14 protein-coding genes and 2 pseudogenes are annotated in these 20,569 nt (G+C 45.7%); 12 read left to right on the forward strand and 4 right to left on the reverse strand.

From position 1 onward, the window contains the following. From AC50YG_RS26755 to AC50YG_RS26765, 3 genes and pseudogenes are all read left to right on the forward strand, one after another. A pseudogene (locus tag AC50YG_RS26755) lies at nucleotides 1-101 on the forward strand (IS30 family transposase); the annotation flags it as partial. Next, nucleotides 79-1,569, forward strand: coding sequence for a DUF8426 domain-containing protein (locus AC50YG_RS26760; RefSeq protein ID WP_494831348.1), 1,491 nt, complete (start codon nucleotides 79-81; stop codon nucleotides 1,567-1,569). The pseudogene AC50YG_RS26755 and the gene AC50YG_RS26760, both read left to right, overlap by 23 nt. A 4-nt stretch (nucleotides 1,570-1,573) precedes the next feature. Further along, on the forward strand, nucleotides 1,574-2,869 hold the full coding sequence (locus AC50YG_RS26765) for an McrC family protein (protein WP_494831350.1): 1,296 nt from the start codon (nucleotides 1,574-1,576) through the stop codon (nucleotides 2,867-2,869). 198 nt (nucleotides 2,870-3,067) lie between these two features. Here the strand turns inward: AC50YG_RS26765 and AC50YG_RS26770 are convergent, their stop codons facing one another. Further along, nucleotides 3,068-6,013, reverse strand: coding sequence for a hypothetical protein (locus tag AC50YG_RS26770; protein ID WP_494831352.1), 2,946 nt, complete (start codon nucleotides 6,011-6,013; stop codon nucleotides 3,068-3,070). Between the two features lie 19 nt (nucleotides 6,014-6,032). Next, nucleotides 6,033-6,998 (reverse strand): RNA-dependent RNA polymerase family protein, encoded by a 966-nt coding sequence (locus AC50YG_RS26775; RefSeq protein WP_494831354.1) that lies wholly within the window; start codon nucleotides 6,996-6,998, stop codon nucleotides 6,033-6,035. A gap of 405 nt (nucleotides 6,999-7,403) precedes the next feature. Here AC50YG_RS26775 and AC50YG_RS26780 point away from each other — a divergent pair. After that, nucleotides 7,404-7,580, forward strand: a pseudogene (locus tag AC50YG_RS26780) (hypothetical protein); the annotation flags it as partial. 33 nt (nucleotides 7,581-7,613) lie between these two features. Here the strand turns inward: AC50YG_RS26780 and AC50YG_RS26785 are convergent. Beyond that, nucleotides 7,614-8,390, reverse strand: coding sequence for an arylamine N-acetyltransferase family protein (locus tag AC50YG_RS26785; protein WP_494831356.1), 777 nt, complete (start codon nucleotides 8,388-8,390; stop codon nucleotides 7,614-7,616). A 225-nt stretch (nucleotides 8,391-8,615) separates the two neighbouring features. Here AC50YG_RS26785 and AC50YG_RS26790 point away from each other — a divergent pair, with 225 nt between their 5' ends. Further along, entirely contained in the window at nucleotides 8,616-9,515 is a 900-nt protein-coding gene (locus tag AC50YG_RS26790) for a LysR substrate-binding domain-containing protein (protein ID WP_494831358.1), read from the forward strand. A gap of 105 nt (nucleotides 9,516-9,620) precedes the next feature. On the opposite strand, the gene AC50YG_RS26795 is transcribed toward AC50YG_RS26790, so the two are convergent. Further along, nucleotides 9,621-10,610 (reverse strand): aldo/keto reductase family protein, encoded by a 990-nt coding sequence (locus AC50YG_RS26795; RefSeq protein ID WP_494831360.1) that lies wholly within the window; start codon nucleotides 10,608-10,610, stop codon nucleotides 9,621-9,623. Nucleotides 10,611-10,844: 234 nt separating this feature from the next. Here AC50YG_RS26795 and AC50YG_RS26800 point away from each other — a divergent pair, with 234 nt between their 5' ends. The 7 genes from AC50YG_RS26800 (at nucleotide 10,845) to AC50YG_RS26830 (ending at nucleotide 20,396) form a co-directional block, all read left to right on the forward strand. Then, nucleotides 10,845-13,463, forward strand: a complete 2,619-nt coding sequence (locus AC50YG_RS26800; protein ID WP_494831362.1) for a winged helix-turn-helix domain-containing protein — start codon at nucleotides 10,845-10,847, stop codon at nucleotides 13,461-13,463. Between the two features lie 32 nt (nucleotides 13,464-13,495). After that, entirely contained in the window at nucleotides 13,496-14,314 is an 819-nt protein-coding gene (locus AC50YG_RS26805; protein ID WP_494831364.1) for a helix-turn-helix transcriptional regulator, read from the forward strand. A 119-nt stretch (nucleotides 14,315-14,433) separates the two neighbouring features. Then, nucleotides 14,434-15,387, forward strand: coding sequence for an aldo/keto reductase (locus tag AC50YG_RS26810; protein ID WP_494831366.1), 954 nt, complete (start codon nucleotides 14,434-14,436; stop codon nucleotides 15,385-15,387). A gap of 220 nt (nucleotides 15,388-15,607) precedes the next feature. Continuing rightward, complete coding sequence (locus AC50YG_RS26815; RefSeq protein WP_494831555.1) at nucleotides 15,608-16,519, forward strand: NAD(P)-dependent alcohol dehydrogenase; 912 nt, start codon at nucleotides 15,608-15,610, stop codon at nucleotides 16,517-16,519. 99 nt (nucleotides 16,520-16,618) lie between these two features. After that, nucleotides 16,619-18,235, forward strand: a complete 1,617-nt coding sequence (locus AC50YG_RS26820; RefSeq protein ID WP_494831368.1) for a helix-turn-helix domain-containing protein — start codon at nucleotides 16,619-16,621, stop codon at nucleotides 18,233-18,235. A 122-nt stretch (nucleotides 18,236-18,357) separates the two neighbouring features. Next, complete coding sequence (locus tag AC50YG_RS26825) at nucleotides 18,358-19,347, forward strand: ABC transporter substrate-binding protein (RefSeq protein ID WP_494831370.1); 990 nt, start codon at nucleotides 18,358-18,360, stop codon at nucleotides 19,345-19,347. Further along, the gene (locus tag AC50YG_RS26830) at nucleotides 19,344-20,396 is read left to right on the forward strand and encodes an NAD(P)/FAD-dependent oxidoreductase (RefSeq protein WP_473761217.1); all 1,053 of its coding nucleotides are present in this window, start codon (nucleotides 19,344-19,346) and stop codon (nucleotides 20,394-20,396) included. The genes AC50YG_RS26825 and AC50YG_RS26830 overlap by 4 nt, the downstream gene beginning before the upstream one ends. The last annotated feature ends 173 nt before the right edge of the window (nucleotides 20,397-20,569 follow it).

The following is a 20,569-nucleotide window of genomic DNA, read 5'->3' on the forward strand; positions in this document are numbered from 1 at the left end:
TAGCGTGCGCTTTGTTCCTTATTAATAACCGTCCTCGAAAGTGTCTAGGATGGAAAACCGCACACGAAGCTTTTCAGGTTGAAGTGTCGCACTTGGCTTGACAATCTGTCTATTGAAAACAAACCATTAATTGTTATCCAGCAAGAAGCCGAGGCAGATGGATATGAGAATATTAAGCAAAGATATATACAATACAAGGAAAAGGGTCAAATTGAGTTTACAACCTTTCACCCTTCCTACGGGTATGAAGAGTTTATTGAGGGTATTAAACCAAAAATTTTGTCTGCGGATGAGACTGAAGATGAAACGGGTGAGATTTCCTATGAAATCAAATCGGGTATATTTAAGCATTTTTGCAATACCGCGCAAACGCCCATCATTCAGGAAAGTAATGATTATGGTATTCGTCCTGAACCGACTATTTGGAAGATATCGCTTGGGGGCTCTGGGGAGAATCTAGTTAAGCGGGATTGCTTCAATAACAACCGTATACGAATCGGATGGGATTCCTACGGGAAATTCGTCAATGAAGAAACGGATTATAGAGATTATGGCGGACAAATGATTCTGACCAGATTTATTAATGAAATGTTAATCGGAGATATTGTCTTGGTGCTTCAAGACGAAAAAACGATTGATGCTATTGGTGTGGTTACAGGCGAATATGACTGGCTAGAGCAGGTGGAGAATTACAAGCGGTCTCGTCAGGTGAGGTGGCTGGTCAAGGACATTAGGGAAAGTATTTTCGAGCTGAATGGTAATAAAGTAATGACGTTGGGTTCCGTTTACCGCCTGAATCGAATTACACTCGCAGATGTACTTACAATTCTGCAAAAACAGAATAAGACGTTAGCGCCTATTATTCAAAAAAATGAAAACAACTACGTGTTCATTATTGACGAAATCAACAGGGGTAATATTTCCAAAATATTTGGTGAACTTATTACATTAATCGAGCCTGTTAAAAGAATCGGTATGACTGAAGAAATCAAGTTGAAGCTTCCCTATTCACAGGAAATTTTTGGTGTGCCGTCTAATGTATATTTACTGGCAACGATGAATACAGCGGATCGTTCGATTGCAAGACTAGACATAGCTTTGCGTCGTCGATTTTATTTTGCGGAAATGATTCCTGATCCTGGTTGTCTCTCATCCCTTGTTATTGCAGGAGAATTATTAAACCTTTCGGAAATGCTGTCAGTTATGAACCAAAGAATTGAAGCATTATACGATAGAGAGCATATGATTGGCCATGCTTATTTTATGGACTTGCTGTCGTCGCCTTCGCTGGATAAGTTAGGAAATCTTTTTGAACATACGATTATTCCATTACTGCAAGAGTATTTCTATGATGACTATGAGAAAATTCATCTCGTCTTGGGAGACAATAATAAGCCGGCACTAGAACAGTTTGTGGTTGTAAAGCAGGTAAACATGCGTCAATTATTTGGAAATAAAGGGAATATAGATCTTGATGACGGAATTGCTTATGAAATCAATACCGGAGCATTTAATAGGATGGAATCTTATCTGAAAATTTACAATACTAGCATTAGTGAGCTAGGGTGAGTAGATGAGTACAAAATATATATTGAAAGAGTATGAATTTCTATGTAAAAATGCCGATGGTACTGCGTTTGGCTACCAATGCATACCCGAGAACGTATTTGACCGTCTTGAACAGTTCGTTCTTACCTACAATAAATCGGGTACTACAGATGCACTTGAGCTCATGCAGGTATCGAGTAGACGAGGTTGCGGTAAAGTCATTGGCGCCAAAAATTACGTTGGCTTAATTGCAATGGCTGATGGAACGCAAATCGAAATTTTGCCCAAAATTTACGCTTCAAAGGAAGAAAGCTCGGAAGGTCAAACTAAAAAGATTTTTCTTGATATGCTGAGGTTTATAAAAGAAATCCCTCACAAGCATTTTAATAATGCCAGTGTGGATGTGGACAAGGATAGCATACTTGAAATTTTTATTCGGATGTTTATTAATGAGGTTACATCATTGGTTAAACGGGGTTTGAAGTCAGACTACAATGCAGTTGAGAACAATGAATTTTACTTTAAGGGAAAATTGAATTTTTCACAGCATATTAAGCATAATGCAGCCCATAAGGAACGTTTCTATATCGAATATGATCTGTATAGTGTTGATCGCCCTGAAAATCGACTTATTAAAACGACTATTGAATTGTTGATGAGAATTAGTGAGAGCTCAAAAAAACAGAAAAGCCTTTATTCGCTATCAATGGCTTTTGAAATGGTAGCTGCATCGACGGAGTTGGAAAAGGATTGGGCGAAAGTAGTCTCGGATCGAACGATGCGTGAGTATCAACCGGTTCTGGAATGGTGCCGTGTTTTTCTTTCAGGAAATAGTTTTACTCCTTTTAGAGGAGATGGTGTAGCCTATGCTTTGCTATTTCCGATGGAGAAGGTGTTTGAGAAATATGTAGCGGGGCAGTTAAGAAAGAAGCTGGCGCATACAAACTTTAGTATAAAAACACAGGATAGAGCTTTTCATTTGTTTGCTTCACCAAAGCGATTTCAGCTTAAACCTGATATTGTTGTGCATAAGGATCAAACCGTTGTGATTTTGGATACCAAGTGGAAGCTGCTCTCATCCAAGCGGGACTATGGAATATCCCAAGCGGATATGTACCAAGCGTATGCTTATGGCAAAAAATATGGAGCAAAGACAGTATTTCTACTATACCCCTTTACGCTAGGTCATTCTGAAATTAATCAGCCTATTGTATTTGATAGCGGGGATGGAGTTAAAGTGCAGATTGGATTTGTTGATTTGAGTTTGAGGGACGAATGTGTAAAAACTCTGGCAGAAGAGCTTGATAAATTGCTTGGTTAAATTTTTATTCAAGTCCTTTTTTAAAAATCAATAATTAATTCTAATACTGCACAAGACTTTATTATCACTATTGGGAAAATAGAAGGTTGTACAAAATTAGCTTTAATTCTTCAATTCTATTTTGGATGAAATAAGTATTTAAATAGCCCATGGACGAACAATTCTGTTCGATATTCCATGGGCTATACTATTTTTTAATTACCGTCCTTCAAATCCCGCAGGTGATGACTTCACTTTTTTTCCAGATTTTTCTGTTGATTTTGAGGTATGTTTAAACAATGAAGGATCAATATCAAACATGCTGATTGCTAGCTGGTTGCTGCCATGTACATGTGCAATTAATTTGTCATGTCCCTTGAATGGGGCGTAAGCAGCGGAACCACCATACTCACCTATATTTGCAAGAACAACTGGCTGGTACATGTGATAGTTTAGTGCTGTGATCATATGGTCAAATGTGTCGATATCTTTATTCATTGCAGCTATGACGAACATATCTGAAGTTTCACGTAGATCGGCTGCGAGCATCAGATCAGTAGAATCATAGCATATCGCACCAGCCACGCGTATTGTCCGGTTTTTTGCTTTTCGAAATTCAATAAGCAACTGATATGGACGATATCCCTGAATATTCATTTCTTTTTCGTGAGCGGTCATATGCTGCTTTCCCTGCCATACGACAACATTTGGGCCTTCCTCAGAATACAAAATCCAGACGGCCTGATTAATTAGCGCATTATCATTACTCCTCTCCTGAAAGCAGATTCCCGCAAAAATGCTGGCGCGGGTTTCCCTCGATAATCTTTGTAACAAATCAATATCGTCTGCTTGTACTGAAAGTTCCGGGAAAACAATAAGATCTACAGCATTTGCTGCCTTTCTCTGGCTTGTAACAGCTTGTGACGATGCCGCTTGCCATGTAGCCAAATGTTTAGTCACCAAACTGCAAACATCATAAATATGACCACGATGTTTCTTTTTGAATTCAGGCGTCCAGTATAGTGGGGCTTTGATATTAAATTCGTTGCTATTAGGAAGCAACGACTGCACAATGACTACTCTGAACTGCTCATCTTCTTCCCTCTTGCGATTAATTACAGGCAGTACGTAGGCAGGGGTTTTAGAAATCTCCCCATATATATCTTTTTGTTCCTGTATCCGTTTTCGAATAATCTTCAGTAATTCTTCACGATTTGGAGCATCGGAAAACCCTTGCAAATGCTTCTGAAAAGGGTAGATGCCAGGCCATTGCAGCATACTTAGCAGAAGTTCGCTAAGCCAAGGAGACAAGGGCAAAGGCTCCGTGAATATGCCTTGTGGAAAAACAGACATACCAAAACGTCGGGTAAACCAAGTAGATTTTAAACCTTTGTAGCCATTGGAAATATTATGATCCTGTCTAATTAAAAAAGAGTGGGTTGTAAAATCATATTCACCCGTAATGCACGATCTCAAAATACTACCCAGATTGTATAGCCAACGATGCTCTTTATTGATCCAAGAGGTGTCATAGAAACGGTCCAATGGTATTTTTGGTATAGAAGAATTTGAAAACCTTAGCTCGAACGAATCTTCACGACTCGGGTTTTGAATAGAATCATAATGATTTAACTTGATTTGTATCTCTTCAATGGAGAGGCCTTCTTCAGATATTAATCTTTCATAAAGATCTGAACTCAATAATTTTCCCATCAGGAGCAAAAGTGCATTTTCCTGTTGAAAAGGATTATCCGCACTGATAATGACGGTGGCAAGATTATAATGTTTTTTATTTGTGGAGTTTAGTGAAATTGGCTTTTTGGATTTTTCTTTAAAAGAATTTCTATAAGAAATTGAAGAAAGTTCTGGGACCGCTTCATACATTTCTTTTTCAAGCTGGATGATTTTTATCAACTCAGAGACTAAGTCTGGGCGGTTCATGGATAGTAATCTTAAGGTTGTTATTTTTTGTTCCTTTGTCAGATCAGCATAGAATCCCGAAATCCAAACAGCGAAACGCGATGAGTTTGGTTTGAGTTGCTGTGCAACAAGGGCAGTAACCAAACGACTCTCGAAATTGATTGGATCTTTGTTTGTAATTGATTCATAAAGCAACGATTGATGCAGCAGAGAATAGTGACCCAATTCATTATGATTTAATAATCTTATAGGGGAATAGGGTTGATCAATTGAAGCCAAATAAAGGGCTGCTTGCTGACCTAGATACCAAGGTATAATGGTATCTTGATCAAGTATTTTTCGAGCGAACAGAGCAAGTGTTTCTCTGAAACTCACAATATCCAAATTTTGTTGATAAGTTTGCTTTTGACGGTAACCAATCCAAACTGAGCAGGAGCAGAGAAGGTCCGCTGCTACATATTCCATTGCAAGCTTGTGGCGTTTTATATTTTGATCGTTAGATGTTAGATTGAAAATTTTAGACTCTAGAGCATCAAGAACAATTTTTAGAAGAGGGGCATGCGGATAGAGATCCAATCCGAATTTCAGCAAGGAGGACAAAGCCGGATTTCTCGACCAGTTTGAAATAAGTCTACGTGCATAGAGTTCAAAATCGTGATCGATCATGTTATCGTTCTGCTGTTCCTTATGCTGAATAACGCCAAGGATGTTACTGTCAGGAATGGTTATTCCCTTCTGCATTCTCAGCGCATCAACAAGTCTCTTGGCAGCAAAGCGTTTAAGCGTGTCAGAGTTGACATCAACGTTTGTCAAGGCAACTGCTGATAGTGCAAGACTGTTCCTGGAGTATTTAGGCCTATCATTTAATTCTTCCGAGAGCTGGAGCAGACTATCAAGGTCGCTGATGACTTGTCTAATAGAGTCAATATCCGGAGTGCCACTGATTACATGTTGAATCATATTCATGCGGGCAGAAAGGTCATTTTGGCTTGAGATCTCCAGATAGCTTTGGATTTTTGTTTTCTCATCATTAATACAAAGTGGTTCGCATTTTTTATCAGCTTTAATTGTGGAAAGATGTTCTGCAAGACTCTGCTTGATTTGTTCAAGGACTCCTTTAGTCAGAGTTTCAGGGGAACAATCTTCGGTTGCTTCAACAACGAGTCGCATGTCGTCCACATATCGACAATAATCGCGGATCATAAATCGACATGTGGAATCTTTAGATTCCAATTCCTCATGCAAAAGCTCTCCGACTTTTTGGTCAAACCGATGCATATATATTCGCAAAAAAACCTGCAGCGACAAGTCCCTGCGGGATACCGTGAGGAAGATCGGCTACATCAAATATGTCCATAGATTGCGTACTGTCCTCTGTGTTCCATTTCCAAGAAAAAATCTTGCTCAGAGTCTTCCAAAAAGATGCGTCATCTTTTAAGGAACTATTAATAGCGTAGCTATCTATATATTTTTTGTATAACTTTTTTGCTTCATTGATTAATGCTTTTTTGTCAATGCGGTCATAAAATTTCTTCAAATCCAATGTTATGACATAATGTTTGGTGGTAGGTTGTGCGACAGAACTGTAATAATGACACATAGATTTAGGACGCTTCAGAAATTGCTCATAGTCATCATAGTACATCCGATAGCATTTAGAGTTTCCCCAGCCGAATTTTGCAATCTGTTTTCCTTCAACCGATTCCCACTGACATTGTAAACGGTTACCATAACTGAATACTCTTCTTTCCTGAGCGTCCAAAAAGTCAGTTATCTCAGTTGATCCCTGAAGGGTTTCAATGGCATTGGCCAAACAGAGCATGGCAGCTGTGGCGATAGACTGATCTTTAATGTTGATGTGGGCTAGCGGGCGGAGGCTAAAGTCTTCTTCAGGATCAGACATGTCAGAATGATTTTTATCAGTGTCTTTGTCTTTTGGTCTCCAATATATTGGACCTTCTTCTGGGAAGAACCAAGTTGACGTCTTTGGCGCTGGTACTAGCCGTAATTCCCTGGGCTTGTAAAGGTTTTTTAATAGATCTTTACTCCATAAGTTAAGATTGTTCTCTAGATTAATGGTGGAAAGGTCAAGCTCTAATACATCAGCATACCAATTATGTCTTCTGATGTAATTATGTGATTTCTTCCAAGCTTGTGCTAAAACAACAGGATCAGCAAGATATTCGTTTCTGGGAGCTAAGGTTACATATTTTTCGTTGATGATAGACATAATGCCTCCAACTTTAAGCAGAGTATACAAATGATATTAATATCTATATTATACTCATGGCATTGGAATTTATAAATAATATTTTTCAATTGTGACAAAAGATGATTCGATAGTATGGGAATGTAATAAGATTTAGCTATCATTCGAAAAGAATATGTGAAATTTCTCTACTTTTATATTCCGGGGCACTCTCTTGTTTTACTGGATTTTTTTATTTAGCAATATAATAAGCACATAATCGTTGTCATAATTAACTAATCCGTTGTTAAGAATCAGTTGAATTTTTCGCATCTAAAACAGTCACACCGAGCTCCGGCAGAGTAACCGACGACTTCCCATTTTCCTGAAGGTTTCCATAATAAACAGCGCAATCTCGCATAAAAAAAGCACAGGCAGCAGTGTTTTTCTGCCCAAATTGGGATTGACTCCTGTCTGATTGAAGGCTTCAACTGGGATATCATTCACGGCATATTGAAGGAGGAGGGCTTGCTGGAGAGCGACGTATGGGATATTTGGGTTATGGCTGCTTTTGGGTACCGAGCAGTAGTGGTCATTTATCCACCGTTGCCCGTTTTTTCTTAGCCGCTTCTCCAGCAAATAACCGCATCATTTATTCTACATTCCAAAATGCTGCTTCAGCAGCCTTTCGTAACTCTCCATATCGATTTGCTCTTTTGTTAAGACGCCATCCTTCCATACCGTAAAGGATGTATTTGTTAAAGTTACGCTCCCATCATCTGTTATTTGTGTAATTAACGGATGCTTATTAAATCGGGATTCCGGATGCTCGAATACGATTTTGCGAATGGCATTGCATTCCGTTAGGTCGGTTAGCTGCTTTTGAGAATCGAAGGCGTAGCCGATTTTCCAATCGGTATCCTTATGCATGAGCTTCATCTCAAAAATGTAGTCTCCGTGCTCGCTATGTTCTTTTTTAATGCGAAATTGTCCATTGCTCGACGTTACCGTTTCGCCTGATAAAGGAACAGGCTTTAAGGGCAAATTTCCTCCAAAGCCCGAATCCAGCAGATAGGTTTGCCCTTCGTAAGTGAGCAGAATCGTTAAATGCGTTCTTCCCAGCGTGAAATACGCTTGCGTATCATGATTGTAGACAACCCCGCGCGTTAGAACAGCGTTAAAGCCATTTTCGATTAAAAAAAGGTAAAGAAGCGCGTTTATTTCATAGCAAAGCCCGCCTTCTTGATCCCTCAATATTTTTTGAACGATATATTCTTTAGAAACAACAGCAGCGGTCTTGCTAATGATATTAAAATTTTCAAAAGGCACGGTTTTTGCCGTTCTCTCGAGTACATCGGCTAAGCGATCGAAAGGAATAGCTTCGCTTTCAGCGAGACCTACTCTTTTGCGAAATAAAGCGTTAAGTTCATTCATCGTCCATGCCTCCAAAAGATTTCTCAAGCGCTGGCGCAGCTTGGAAGTGGGGGATTATGTTCACGAGCCTTAATCCGTTATTTGAAGGATAAACCTAAATCGCGGCCAGAACAATATGGAATGCTGCAAACTGTATGAATACAGTATTTCTGGATTCGCATTGTGCCGGAAATGTCCCTATACTTATAGATTAATAGATGGGTTAGAGCAGAGGAGGGAAAGCAGATGGATATTCGTAAACTGCAATACTTTGTTGCAGTAGCGGAGGAGCTTCATTTCAGTCGTGCCGCACAAAAGTTGAATATGACGCAGCCGCCGTTAAGCCAGCAAATGAAGGAGCTGGAAGAGGAAATAGGCGTAAAGCTGCTCGAACGCAATAAGAGACAGGTCCGACTTACGCCAGCGGGAGCCGTCTTTTTAGAGGAAGCCAAAATGATTTTAGCCCAATTAGAGCAGTCTATTAAAACGACCCAGCTGACCAGCCAAGGCATAATCGGACAGCTAGTCATTGGTTTTGTGGATTCAGCGGCGGGAGATAGCTTGGTGCATATATTGAAAGTGTTCAGGAGCCAATACCCGAGAATCAAGCTTACTTTACGCGAAATGACGTCCGCTGAGCAATGGCTGGCACTGCGTGACGGAACGATTCATATCGGCTTTCTGCGTTTTATAGAACCGGCTCAGCATATTAGCTATCGTACGCTAGCAAGCGAGTCGCTTGTTGCCGTATTGCCTGAAGAGCATCCATTAGCGAAGCTTCCGGAAATTACTATCCGTGCCTTGGAATTAGAGCCATTTATTTTGTTTCCGCGACAGCTCGGCGCTGCTTTTTATGATTTGATTCATGAATTTTGTGCAAAACATGGCGTTTATCCGAATGTTGTACAGGAAGCTACTCAGATGTACACGATCGTCAATTTAGTTGCTGCGAATTTGGGCATTTCCATCGTTCCGTCTTCTGTTTCTGTCTTTCAGCGCAGTGGTGTCGTATACCGCTCCTTCAAGGAAAGTGTGCCGCCGATTCCCCTCTATACCGCTTGGAGAACCGACGTGAACAAGGCTGCCTTATCGGCCTTTCATCGAACGATGGAAGAAGTGGCACCGATCCAGCATGAATCGATATAAGTGGAACAAAAGGTTAGAAAACGGTAGCAAGGAACTCGCTTTGAGGATGCTCACTCCACCAAAAGAAACCTATCTGAGCTAATGGCAAAATATGATTAAAGGAAGTCAACCCGTTTTTGACGGATCGCGCTCAATTAGCCCCTCTAGTATCGCGTCGATTTGTTTGAGTAAATCAGGGGCTAGACGAATGCCGGCGGCCTTGACGTTTTCTTTGATCTGTCCCGGATTCGATGCTCCAATAATCGCGGCGGAAACTTGTGGATTTTGCAGCACCCAAGCGATGGCAAGCTGCGGCAATGTCAGTCCGGCTTCTTGTGCAGTAGTGGCGAGCTTGGAAACCGCCTGTAATACTTCGGTGCTCAGCCATTGACCTGCTAATTTATCGAAAAAGGGAGCACCCGCCGATGTCGCTGCACGCGAACCTTGCGGCAATGGCTCACCCGGTGAATATTTCCCCGTAAGAATGCCTTGGGCAAGAGGAGACCAGACGACCTGTCCAATGCCTTCCCGTTCGCAGGCTTGAACGACTTCCGCTTCGATAACGCGCCATAACATGGAATATTGGGGCTGGCTGGCCACCAATGGAACGCGCAGCTCCCTAGCGAGTGCAGCACCTTTGCTAATTTGCTCGGCTGTCCACTCGCTGACGCCTACATATAACACTTTGCCTTGGCGCACCAAGTCCGAAAAAGCAAGAAACGTCTCTTCAAGCGATACTTCCGGATCAAAGCGATGGGCGTAATAGACATCGATGTAATCCGTCTGCAAACGGTTTAGAGAAGCGTTACAAGCCTCCATCATATGTTTACGGGACAGTCCTCTGTCGTTAGGGCCCGTTCCTGTCGGATGGTACACCTTGGTGCATAGCTCGATGCCTTCTCGGCGAATGCCTTTCAGAGCTTGCCCGAGTACCGTTTCCGCCCTCGTCTCCGAATAAACATCCGCTGTGTCAAACGTCGTAATTCCCGCATCCCATGCGGCATGAACACAGGCGCTAGCCGTCTCATTATCTACTTGCGCTCCATGAGTGATCCAGTTTCCTAAAGCCATTTCACTTACGACTAGGCCGCTTGCGCCTAATTTTCGATAGTTCATTTTTCATGCCTCCTTTACATCATGCTGCAATCGTAGCAGACCTGAATAAATAGGTGAAATATGACTTTCCCTTGCTTTTGATTCGAAAAAAATATAACAGGATCGTTGCGTTCCAGCAGGAGCAGCTTACGGGATAGACACAGCAAACCTCCATCATCTAATGGATTGACGATGCAGGAATGTGATTATTATAATTGAGCTATGATAACCCCAATAATAGCTACAAAATTATATATGCCTGCGCTGCGCTCCAATGCCGTACTGCGCCCCCGCCTCATTAAACGGTTGAATCAAGGCCTGCACCGCAAGCTGACGGTCATCTCAGCCGCTGCCGGCTTTGGCAAAACAACGCTGGCAAGCGAATGGATTAGAAGCTGCGGAAGGCCTGCATGCTGGCTGTCGCTGGATGAAGGCGACGACGATCCGGCCGCTTTTATGATTTATTTGCATGCTGCTTTAATGACGGCTGCGCCAAATGTTGGCGTCGGCATGCTAAAGCTGCTCCAAGCTCCCAAGCCTCCGCCAATTGCAACGCTGATTAAGGCGCTGCTGAGTGAAATCGCCTCGATAACTCACCCCTTCCTTATTGTACTTGATGATTTTCACGTGATAGAAAATAAATCGATTCATCAGGCTGTTACTCTACTTATTGAACATTTGCCGCCACAGATGCATCTTGTCATCGTTGCTCGTGAGCTTCAGCAGCTGCCCTTGGCCCAGCTTCGTGTCCGGGATCAATTAACCGAGGTGCGAGCCGCAGATTTGCGGTTTACGCTATCGGAGGCAGCTGAGTTTTTTGAACAGGTTATGAGTCTGAGCCTGACGACTGAGCATGTTGCGATGCTCGAGGAACGAACAGAAGGCTGGATTGCAGGGATGCAGCTCGCGGGGCTGTCGATGCAGGGACACGGCGATACAGCCAGCTTTATCCGCTCATTTACAGGCAGCCATATATTTGTGCTGGATTATTTGGTAGAAGAAGTGCTGCAGAAGCAGCCTGCTGACATTCAGGCTTTTTTGCTGAGAACCTCCATGCTCGACCGTTTTTGCGGTCCGCTTTGTGATGCCGTGCTTCACTTAGAAAACGGGCAAGCGACTTTAGAATATTTGGAACGGGCGAATTTGTTTATTGTTCCGCTCGACAATGAGCGTCGGTGGTATCGCTACCATCATCTGTTTGGTGATTTGCTGCGGCAGCGGCTTGCCCAAAAGGAGCAAGTGAGCTCTTCCTTGGGTGCGGCAGGCGAGGGCTTAAATGAATGGCATCGACGTGCGAGCCAGTGGTATGAGCAGCATGGCTTTGTGCTGGAAGCCTTTCACCATGCAGCAGCCGCGCAGGATATTGAAGGTGCCGCCAGACTGCTGGAGGGAGAAGGTGTCTCCCTTATTTTTCGAGGGATGGTAGCACCTGCGCTGAAATGGCTGAATTCGCTGCCGGAAAAGGAGCTTAAGGCACGTCCTTCGCTATTCGTGCTCCATGCTTCGGCGCTGCTGATGGCAGGACAAATAAGCGGTGTTGAGCAGAAGCTGCTAGCTGCTGAACAACTTCTACAAGCGGATGCTTGCCAAGATATGAAAACTCGGGATTTAATCGGCCATACAGCATCGATCCGCGCTACGCTAGCGTTGAGCAAGCATCAGCCAGACATGATTTTAGCTCAGTCGCGGCGTGCGCTGGAGTATTTGCACCCAGATAACCATCCTGTTCGCACAGCTACCATTTGGACGCTCGGATATGCGCATCAGCTTCAGGGAGACAATGGCGCTGCGGGCAAAGCTTATGCCAAAGCTTTGGCAAGCAGCGAGCGAATCGGGCATGTCATCATTTCGTTTATGGCGGCTATAGGTCTTGCTAGCATACAAGAAGCGGATAACCTGCTTGTTACAGCGGCCGAAACTTATCGTTACGCACTAAAGCTTGCAGGGGAGCCGCCGCTGCCCGCAGCAGGTGTTGCCTATTTGGGCTTGGCCCGCATTTATTACCAACGAAATGAACTGAATGCCGCTGAGCAGTATGCTCAAATAGCTCTCCCCCTTTCGCAGCAGTTGGAACAGACAGATCGTGCCATTGAGGTGGAGGTATTTCTTGCACGCTTAATGCTGGTGAGAGGAGACATAAGCGGCGCGGCCGTGCTGCTGGCGAAGGCGGAGCATGTCGCACGCCAGCAGCAGCATGTTTTGCAAATGCCGGCCATTGCAGAAGCACAAGTGCTATTGCTGCTTCGCCAAGGCAGCACTGAAGCGGCGGCGCGGCTAGCGGCAAAAAATGAGCTTGCGATCAGCGGGGCGAAATGTGAATTAGCGCAAGGAAATTCAGCTGCTGCGCTTGCGATTTTGGAGCAATGGCGGGAGCGCGCGGAAGCAAAAGGGTTGCCTTATGGACGGCTTCAGGCATGTGTGGCACAAGCCGTCGCATGGTTTGAATACGGCGATAAGGACAAAGCCACGGTCATGTTAAGCGAAGCGCTGGTGCTTGCTGAGCCTGGCGGCATCATTCGCATTTTTGTAGATGAAGGGCTGTCTATTCGCAAGCTGCTGCGGGAAATCGTTGCCCGAGGAGCAGGGTCGAGCTATCGAGCACAGGTGCTGGCTGCATGTGAAGCCGGGGAGCAAGCGAAGCCTCGGCTTCATCAAGCCACCGAGCCGCTGATTGAGCCATTAACCGGAAGAGAGCTTGAGGTGCTGCAGTTGATTGAGCAAGGGCTCTCGAACCGTCAAATTAGCGAGCAGTTACATCTCGCCCTAAGCTCAGTCAAAGGCCATAACCGAAACATATTCGACAAGCTGCAGGTCAAGCGGCGAACTGAAGCAGTAGCCCGCGCCCGCGAGTTAGGACTATTTGAGGTAGAATAGCTGTAACCATTTTACTAGAAAAGAGGTAAACGATGTCTAATGCAACGAGCAAAGCCAAAACACTCGGTCATTATTTGAAGTCGCGGCGCGACCGGATTTTGCCCGAGCAGGCGGGCTTTAGCGAAACACATAATCGGCGCAGAACGCAGGGACTTCGGCGGGAGGAAGTGGCGATGCTAGCTGGTGTCAGCACCACTTATTATACGTGGCTGGAGCAAGGACGGGACGTTACAGCGTCCAAGGAAATCATCGAAAGCATAGGAAGAGCACTTCAGCTTACGTCGGACGAGGAAACCTATTTGATGGAACTCTGGAATCCCCATGTGCCGGAAGCCGTTTCCTCGCTGACTACGACGCTTAATCCGCAGTGGCAGGATATTATTGGACAACTGTCGTATCCGTCCTTTATTAGCAATGAGAAAACGCAGGTGCTTGCTTGGAATGAGGCGGCAAGCGTTACGATTGCGGATTTTGCATCATGGCCAGACTCGGAGCGTATTATGCTCCGCTTGATGTTTTTGGATGAAGGCTTTCGACGCCGCTTGGTCAACTGGGAGGAGTTCGCACGCTTCTCAGTGGCTGTGTTTCGAACCTATTATGACAAACATCAAGGCGACCCGTGGTTTAAACAGCTAGTAGCGGAGCTCATGGAGGAGAGTAAGCTATTTGAGGAGATGTGGGAGGAACACCATATTCAGCTCAAAAAAGCAAAACGTGTTACGATCCAGACGCCGGGCGCAAAGTCTCCGATAACCTATGATATCCTTTCGATTGCCAGCATTGCTGATCAGCCTGGACTATTCATGTGTATTTATGCGCCGATTGTGCCAGCTTCCCTTACGTCAACCTAGTATTAATCTTACTAGCATAATCCTACTGTGGTTGCCTCTACTCAGGTTAATTACAATGAGAGCATGTCAAGTCACTCATGCTGTTCATTATGACGAAGAAAAGAGGTTATCGACCGATTATGCAAACAAGAAAACTGGGAAGCGAAGGGCTTGAGGTATCCGCCCTAGGCCTTGGTACGATGATGATGCCGGATAATGAGGAATCAGTAAATACGATTTTGGGAGCACTGGAGCTTGGGGTAACTCTTTTTGACACAGCGGATATTTACGGGCAGTTCGAGCAGCAGCGCTTCGGCGGCAATGAGAAGCTGGTTGGCCGGGCGCTCAAAGGGCGGCGTGATGAGGCTATCATTGCAACCAAGTTTGGGATTACCCATACGCATGGTCCCAAGGGAGATCCGGCTTATATAAAAAAATCCGTGGATGCGAGTCTGTATCAGCTCGGCATTGATTATATCGATCTCTACTATCAGCATCGCATAGATCCAAATACCCCAATTGAAGAGACGGTGGGTACGATGTCTGAGCTGGTCAAGGAGGGCAAAATCCGTTATATTGGCTTGTCGGAAGCGCCGCCTGAGCTCATTGCCCGTGCCCATGCTGTACATCCCATTACGGCAGTGGAAACGGAATATTCGCTTTGGAGCAGAGAGGTAGAAGGCGAAATACTGCCGCTCGTTAAGGAGCTCGGCATTGGATTTGTTCCGTATAGTCCGCTCGGCCGCGGCTTTCTGACCGGACAAATAAAAAGCCTGGCCGACTTGCCTGCAGGTGATTATCGCCACCACTATCCACGCTTTCAGGGCGACAATTTCGCCAAAAATGTGGAGGTGGTTGCGCTGATTGAGAAGCTGGCTGCGGAAAAAGGCTGCGCTCCGTCCCAACTCGCGCTTGCATGGCTTCTAGCGCAAGGGGAGCATATTGTGCCGATACCGGGCACGAAGCGGCTCGATCGCGTGAAGGAGAACCAAGGTGCCCTTCATGTTGCCTTGTCGGCATCTGAGCTTACGGAAATTGAACGCATTTCGCCAAAAGACATCGCCGCTGGCGGCCGTTTTCCCGGTCTAACGTAATGCTGGCTCAGCCGCACCGCAGTACGTGAGCAACCCCTCGAAAGCCCTCGATCTCATTCGAGGGCTTTTTGTCTTTTGGCGATAAGGCGTTCAAGTCACCCAGCGTTATTTTCACAACCATACTTAAGTAGCTACCTGTCAGGCTCCGCTGCACCTATACTTATGGCAAAAGAATGCGCAGGAGGATGTCTATATGGAACCATTAAACGCTACGAAAACGATGAAAGCTGTATTTTGCACAAAGTATGGAGCACCGGAGGTTTTACAAGTCAAAGAAGTGAATAAGCCGGCTCCGCAGGACGATGAAATTTTAATCAAGGTGTATGCGACCTCTGTGACATCAGGGGATTGCCGAGTTCGCGGCTCTAAAAGTCCGTTTTTATATCGGCTCCCCATGCGGCTCTTCCTTGGAATAACGCGACCAAGACAGCCGATTTTAGGCGTGGAGCTTGCCGGAGAGGTTGAAGCGGTCGGCAAGCACGTGACAAAATTCAATATCGGCGATACCGTGTATGCGTTCACAGGTATGCGTTTTGGCGCCCATGCGCAATATGTCTGTCTCTCGGAAATGGACCTGGTTACGCATAAGCCAGCCAACATTTCTTATGAGGAAGCTGCTGCTGTCCTATTTGGCGGATCGACGGCGCTGCATTTTTTTCGCAAGGGGCATTTGCAAAGCGGTCAAAAGGTGCTGATTTATGGTGCTTCCGGAGCGGTAGGTACGTCCGCAGTGCAGCTTGCCAAGCATTTTGGAGCCGAAGTGACAGCCGTATGCAGCACCGCTAATGTGGAATGGGTGCGGGCACTCGGCGCAGATTATGTCATTGATTATGCGTCGCAGGATTTTACAAAAACAGGCGAGCGTTACGCTATCATCCTTGATGCGGTGGGCAAAACCTCGAAGACGCATGCCAGAAAAGCGCTGGCGCCGAATGGCAAATTCGTATCGGTAGAAGGTCAGGGAGTTGCGAGGGTGCGTGTGGAGGATTTGCTGTTTCTGAAGGAATTAATTGAAGACGGCGAGCTCAAAGGCGTAGTCGACCGGAGCTACCCGCTGGAGCAAATCGCCGAGGCGCATCGCTATGTGGATCAAGGACATAAAAAAGGCAATGTGGTCATCGCTATGCAGTAGGCGGAGAAAATGGACTAAGCGAGCTAAGCGCGGCAAGGCAGTTGTTTTACTTCCCTATTCCTTGTACATTGGTTAAAAAGGAAGGGGAGGGCTATGGCTATGGAATCCGAGCAAAATGTGCTATATGCGTTTAAATCCATTCAACAGCTGGCTTGCGGTCCGAGCCAGCCCGAGCACTTATTCCAAACCCATTTTCATTGGATGCTGATTGGCATGGCAGGGGCTGGAGCTGTGAGCATGGAGCATGGCCGAATGGAGCTGGCCCCAGGCACGGCTATTTTAGGCAATCCGGGGGATTGCATTTTACAAGCCGAAACTAAAAATGGAGACTGCCGTGTCTTTTTTATAGAGTTTATGCCCCTTTCTATTAGGATGTCGGTGCAGGATGGCAGCTTAGTGGAGGCCGGCGCCGTTTATTTGCAAATGCGCAAGCATGCTTCCAATGCAAGCGAGCTTATCGCACTGGCAGAGCAGCTGTTTTCAACTGCAATCACGCATCCTGAAGTGCCACAGCGCAGCTTAACGGCACACACGCTCATTCAGCAGATGATGCTTTGGTGGGAAAGGGATCATCAAGTGGGCCTTGATCGGCGCTGGACAACCGAGCAGTCGGTTTTGGCTGCTTTGCGTTTTATGGAGTCGCATTACACCGAAGCGCTGACGAGAGAGCAATTAGCTGAAAAAGCCGGAATTGCCAGCACCTATTTCTCTGTATTATGCAAAAAAGTGTCGGGACTCAGCCCTTCTGATTATTTGGAGCGGCTTCGTGTGCATCGCGTGTCTGAGCTGCTGCTGCGAGAGCACGGGCAAAAAAGCAAGCTTGATGAATTGGCGCATCGTTCCGGCTTCCGTGATGCCTGGTATATGAGCAAGCGATTTCGCAAGGTGCAAGGGATGAGCCCGACAATGTACAAGCAAGCTTTTGTTCCAGAGCGTATAGCTTCCCTTGAGTATCCCTATACCTACCATTTCATTGCCCTCGGGGTTATGCCCTGCATCGCCCGTTTCAGCAGCAGCAGCCATGAGGTTATCCCGTCTGCCGTTCGCGTTAAGGTGACGGAGCTACCTATACTTGCCTCGATCGAAAGCCAGAAAAAATGGCTGGAAATAAGCAAGCCCCAGCTCATTGTGACCAGCAGCATGGAGAGCGTGCAGGAGAGATTTCGCTCGCTGGCGCCAGTTGTTCATATTCCTTGGCTAACGTTGAGCTGGCGGGAGCATTTGAAATGGATTGCACGTCTGGTTGCAAAGGAAGCCGCAGCAATTCGTTATATCGAGTCATTGGATCAGCAGGCCGAGCTGCTTCGCGAAAAGCTGCTCGGCAGGGTTGCTCCAGGTATGACGGTCAGCCTGTTCAAGATCGAAAATAACCGCTGCTACTTATATGGTATAAGGGATGCCGGATGCATTTTTTATGAGTTTCTCCGCCTGCTGCCGCATCCCGTCATTCAGCAGCGTTTGGCCCAAAATCCTAACTTTCACAGCATGGAAATCTCGATGCGGCAAATGGCCGATTTTGCTGGCGATATCAATTTTATTATTTTGGTGCCCGATGTGGGCGAGCAAAATGATTTGCTGCGAATGAATGAGCATTGGCGGCAGTTTGAACTGAAAAATGAGAGACCGGTTATTTATTTGGATTACCGCGAGTGGCTGCACTATGATCCCGTTCATATCGCCGATCAACTCACGAAAGTGATGCCATTGTTTCAATGAGCAGCATACTCGTTAACAATATGACCAACAGCTTTTAATAATCGGATATAGCGATTCTCCTTATTCCTCCTTATAATTAAGAATGATTATCGATATCACAAACATAGAGGGGAATATGAGAGATGCGCACAAAAATGATTTTCATCGCCAGCCTGCTGGTGATTATGATGGCAGTATCGGCATGTGGACAGAGCGGGGCGGCTAATCAGAGCAATCCTGCACAAACGGCGGAGACGGCGGCTCCTGTAGAAGAAGCGAAAACCCGCAAGGTGGCCACCGTAAATGGCGAGGTGGAAATACCCGTTAACCCGCAGCGGGTTGTAGCAACCTATTATCTTGGCGAATTGGCAGCACTCGGCATTAAGCCCGTTGGTGCAGTGGAACGCCAGCTTGGAGAAGCAAGTCCCAATCTGGCTCCGTATTCGGAAGGAATTACGGGCATAGGCGATTTTCCACCGAATTTGGAAGCCATTGCCGCGTTGGAGCCAGATTTAATTATCGCAACGGATTTTGACAATATTGCATATGCGGATTATTCCAAAATCGCTCCTACTATCGTCATCCCATGGAGTACCGATGATGTGGCAACGAAGCTGCGCGTGATTGCCTCATTTTTGGACAAGGATGCCGAGGCAGAGGCCTATATTCAGGAAATGGACGCCAAGGCGGCTAAAGCAAGAGAGGCGATAAAGGATGATATTTCTAAAGAGGAGACGGTAGCCATTGTCCGCTTTTTTGGCAAATCCATTCGAGTATATGGCGGTCGCGATATTGGTCATGCTCTATATCACAGCTTGGAATTGACCCCAACGCCGCTGATCAAACAAGCGATGGAACAAAATCCAAACTTCACGAGCACGGAGGATGTATCACTGGAGAAAATCCCGGAATATGCAGCAGATCGTATTTTTGTACTAGTGTCCGATGAAGAGGCCGACAGCCAGTATAATGAATTGCAGAAATCAGCCATTTGGGCTAATCTTCCGGCTGTGAAAAATAACAAAGTATACAAAATTCAAGCTGACAAATGGTTTGCTTATGACCCTATCTCAATAAACGTCGCAGTTGAGGATGCTGTTCGAATATTGACTGGGGAAGGCGATAAAAAATGACAAAGGAACTGGAGTTATATGATGTCACGATTATCGGCGGCGGGCCGGCAGGTTTGTATGCCTCATTTTATAGTGGAATGCGGGATATGAAGACGAAGCTGATCGAGGCGAAGGGGGAGCTTGGCGGAAGGCTGCTGATTTACCCGGAAAAAATGATTTGGGATGTCGGCGGGCTGAAGCCTACCCGTTGCGAGCAATTGATTGCTCAGCTTATCGAGCAAGCACAAACCTTTGATCCAACCATTGTGCTCGGCCAGCAAATTACGAATCTCGAGCGGCTGGAAGACGGGACGATGATCGTTACTTCGGACACGGGGGAACAGCATCATACGCGTACGCTTATTTTGGCGCTTGGGTATGGAGTAGCAAAAGTGGCAAAGCTGGAACTGGAAGGCGTGAGTCGCTTCGAGGTGACGAATTTGCACTATACGGTGACGGATTTGCAAAGCTTTCAAGGCAAACGCGTGCTGCTCTCCGGTGGCGGCGATACAGCGGTGGATTGGGCGATGGAGCTTGAGTCTATTGCTGCCAGCGTTACAGTGGTACACCGGCGCGAGCGTCTCGGCGGACATGAGAAAAATGCGAGATACGTAGAGGAGTCCTCCATTCATGTATTCAAGCCATTTGCTATTGCGCAGCTGCATGGCCATGGGGATGCGATTGAAGCGGTCACTATCGCACGTGCAGATGCAAATGGCGAGCTGACGGAGGATACGCAGCGCTTAGAAGTCGATGCTGTCATCGTCAATCATGGCCAGCTCAGCGATTTTGGACCCATTGTAGACTGGGGCCTGGATATGGGGCAATGGAGCATTGCGGTCGACGAGAAAATGGGGACGAATTTGCCCGGCATTTTTGCAGCGGGAGATACTGCGAGCTTTCCAAATAAGCTGTATTTAATTGCTGGAGCTTTTAATGATGCGGCGATTGCAGTCAATGGAGCAAAGCTTTATTTGGAGCCGAAGGCGCCTTCTATGGCCTATGTTTCTTCGCATAACGCAAAGTTTAATGAGCGGAATAAAGCGCTTCTGAATAAAGAGTGCGATTAGAAAATAAGGAACGAATATAAAAAATCGTATGCTCACAGTGGGAGGAACACATCCCTTTTGTGAGCATACGATTTTTTTGAATATAAGCCGATGATAAGTTTCACCCTCGAAACGGAAGCTTTGCCGCCAAAGGACGTCTACAGCCGTTTACGCTTGGTGCAGACTCTGTTCCG

This window comes from Paenibacillus sp. J31R34 (genome assembly GCF_059383715.1).